The following is a 3269-nucleotide window of genomic DNA, read 5'->3' as shown; positions in this document are numbered from 1 at the left end:
CGGCCGCCGCGCGCAGCGTCTCGTCGTCCGGCCGGCTCGCGGCGGCCGGCGGCGCGCCGCCGACCACCAGGGTGATCTCACCCCGCGGCTCGCCCTCGGCGGCCCACTCGGCCAGTTCGCCCAGCGGCCGGCGGAGCACCTCCTCGTACGTCTTCGTCAGTTCCCGGCACAGCGCGGCGGGCCGGTCCGGGCCGAAGGCGGCGGCGAGGTCGGCCAGTGCCGGGGCGATCCGGTGCGGCGCCTCGAACAGCACCAGGGTGCGTTCCTCGGCCGCGAGGGCGCGCAGGCGGGACCGGCGGGCGCCGGGCGATCGGGGCAGGAAGCCCTCGAAGCAGAACCGGTCGGAGGGCAGTCCGGAGAGGGCCAGCGCGGTGGTCACCGCGCTCGGGCCGGGGGCGGCGGTGACCGGGACACCGGCGTCGAGCGCGGCCCGGACCAGCCGGTAGCCGGGGTCCGAGACGCTCGGCATGCCGCCGTCGGTGACCAGGGCGACCACATACCCGGCGGAGAGCACGTCGGCCAGTTCCGGGGTACGCCGCTCCTCGTTGCCCTCGAAGTAGGAGACGATCCGGCCGGGCACGGTGACGTCGAGGTCCCGGGCGAGGCGGGTGAGCCGGCGGGTGTCCTCGGCGGCGACCACGTCGGCGGTGGTGAGCACCTCGCGGAACCGGGCCGAGGCGTCGGCGGCGTTGCCCAGCGGCGCACCGAGCAGGATCAGCCGCCCGACCTCGGACATATCACCCACGGGATCTGCTCCTTCATCGACGGCGGTACCGGTATCGGAGACGACGGGCGCCACCGGGCACCTTCGCAGCCTACGATCGCCGGGTGACGAGTGCGTCGACAGCACAGAGCGCGGGCGCGGGCCGGGCCGGGTCGGACCGGACGACGAGCGGCCACCCCACCGCCGACCAGGTCTCCGACAGCGTGGCGACGGGCGGAGGCGGTGTCCCCGTCATCGTCCGGCGGCGGCTCGCCACCGTCGATGCGCGGTTGGACGGGGGCCACGCCTGGCTCGCCACCATGGTCGTCGTCGCGATCGCGGCGATCCTGCGGTTCGTCGGCCTGAGCGGCCCCAAGGGCAAGATCTTCGACGAGACGTACTACGCCAAGGACGCGTACGGGCTGATCGACCGGGGCGTCGAGTGGAACTACAAGGACAACGGCCCGTCGTACGTGGTCCACCCGCCGCTGGGCAAGTGGCTCATCGGGCTCGGCGAGTGGGCCTTCGGGTACCAGGACGCCGAGTCGAAGATCTCCGTTCCGGGCCACCTGATGACCACCGCCCCGGAGTTCGGCTGGCGGTTCGCCGCAGCCGTCGCCGGCACGCTGTCGGTACTGCTGCTGGTCCGGATCGGTCGGCGGATGTTCCGCTCCACCACGTTGGGCTGCACGGCGGGGCTGCTGCTCGCCCTGGACGGCTTCCACCTGGTGCTCTCCCGCAGCGCCATCCTCGACATCTTCCTGCTGCTGTTCGTGCTGTCCGCGTTCGGGGCGCTGGTGCTGGATCGGGACGCCCGGCGGCGACGCTGGGCCAGGGCGCTGGACGCCGGGCTGGACCCGTCCCGGCCCGGACGGGCCGGCCGGCCGGCGTCGACCTGGCGGGACTGGCCGTGGTGGCGGCTGCTCGCCGGCGTGCTGCTCGGCTGCGCCTGCGCGGTGAAGTGGAGCGGCCTGTACTTCGTGCCGGCGTTCGCGCTGCTGGTGATCTTGTGGGAGGTGGGCGTCCGCCGCTCGGCGGGCGTCCGCCACCCGTGGCGGGACGCGATCCTCGACGAGCTGCCCTGGCTGCTCCTGGCCGGGGTGCTGATGGTCGGCACCTATCTGGCCACCTGGTCCGGCTGGCTGCTCAGCGACGACGGCTACTACCGCCTGGCCAGCCGCTACCCGAACGCCCCGCTCAGCGACACCCCGTTCATCGGGGCACTGAACAACCTGTGGGAGTACCACAAGGCGGCGTACGGCTTCCACACCCACCTGGACGAGCCGCACAAGTACCAGTCCTGGCCGTGGCAATGGCTGCTGCTCGGCCGACCGGTCGCCTTCTACTGGTCGGGCGACGGCAACTGCGGCGCCGCGCAGTGCGCGTCCGAGGTGCTGCTGCTGGGCACCCCGCTGCTCTGGTGGTCGTTCCTGCCCGCCCTGGCGGCGCTGGCCTGGCTCGGGCTGGCCCGGCGGGACTGGCGGGCCGGGGCGATCCTGCTCTCCGTGGCCGCCGGCCTGCTGCCCTGGTTCTGGTTCGCCCTGGACGGCCGGACCATGTTCTCCTTCTACGCCGCGCCGGCGCTGCCGTTCCTGGTCCTGGCCGTGGTGTACGTGCTCGGCGCGATCATCTCGCCGGCCCCCGCACCGGTCGGCGCCACCGCCGCCGGGCCCGCTAGCGAGCAGGACGCCTCGGACCGCCGGCTGGTGGGCGGGATCATCGCGGGCGCGTACGTGCTGCTGGTGGCCCTCTGCTTCGGGTACTTCTACCCGATCTTCGTGGGGCGGTTGATGCCGTACGCGGACTGGTCCGCCCGGATGTGGCTGGACGGCCGCTGGATCTGAGCCGGCGGTCGGGGCCCGGACACAAAGATGCGCGCCCCGATCGCCTGCCACGGGGGAAGCGGGCGATTGGGGCGCGCACGAAAAGCTTAACCACGCCCGGACCACCCGCACAACGGGTGGTCTTCCGTCAGGTTTCCGTCCTATACGCCCATGCGTCGATCATTTCCGTCGGACGGCTAACAGACGGTCATCCGATGCGGACATTACGAATGCATTACGGCTCGGTGCCGCCACCGTCTTCTCGTTCGCCCTCGATGGCGACGGCGTCGGCGATCGGTCACTTTACCTCCAAAGCGGCCGGTACCGGGCATGCTCGGGCCCAGACGGGGGGCGGCTCTGTCCCTCTTTCGGGTCGGTTGTCGCAGAAGCTATCCCGCTCGGGGCTCTGAGCGGTTTCGTCCATACAGTCCGGATATGCGGATAGTGAAATATCCGTGTGGGTAGCGTCGGGTGACTCGGACATAACGCCCCAATCGCCTCCATAGCCTCGGTCGCGTGGCCGTTCACCTTCCCTTCGAGGGGCCCCGGGTCGACACGCCGCCCCCCGGCCCCGTACCCGCTGCCTTTCGACCCGCCAGGCCCGTCTTCGTCGACCTCACCGGCGTCCGCCGTCGGCGGGTACAACGCGTCGGGCTCGTGGTGGCGGCCGCGTCCCTGACCTACCTGCCGATGGTCGCAAGCGCCCTGCTGCCCGGCCCCGCGGTGCCGGCGCAGGCCCACCC

At 72.4% G+C, this 3269-nt stretch carries 3 protein-coding genes; 2 read left to right on the top strand and 1 reads right to left on the bottom strand.

Going from position 1 to position 3269, the window contains the following annotated elements:
• Nucleotides 1-736 (bottom strand): 16S rRNA (cytidine(1402)-2'-O)-methyltransferase (gene rsmI, locus DKL51_RS07380; protein ID WP_438819652.1); only part of this gene is annotated, 736 nt, incomplete at its 3' end.
• 191 nt (nt 737-927) lie between these two features.
• On the opposite strand from rsmI, the gene DKL51_RS07375 reads away from it, so the two are divergent.
• Nucleotides 928-2547: a dolichyl-phosphate-mannose--protein mannosyltransferase gene (locus DKL51_RS07375; RefSeq protein ID WP_423790529.1), complete on the top strand. Its 1620-nt coding sequence runs from the start codon at nt 928-930 to the stop codon at nt 2545-2547.
• A gap of 495 nt (nt 2548-3042) precedes the next feature.
• Nucleotides 3043-3269: hypothetical protein (locus tag DKL51_RS35610; protein ID WP_207786100.1), on the top strand; the 227-nt coding region annotated here is incomplete at its 3' end.

It is taken from the genome of Micromonospora globispora, from assembly GCF_003857015.1.
Lineage (GTDB): Bacteria > Actinomycetota > Actinomycetes > Mycobacteriales > Micromonosporaceae > Micromonospora > Micromonospora globispora.
This window is presented reverse-complemented; position numbering and strand designations above follow the sequence as displayed.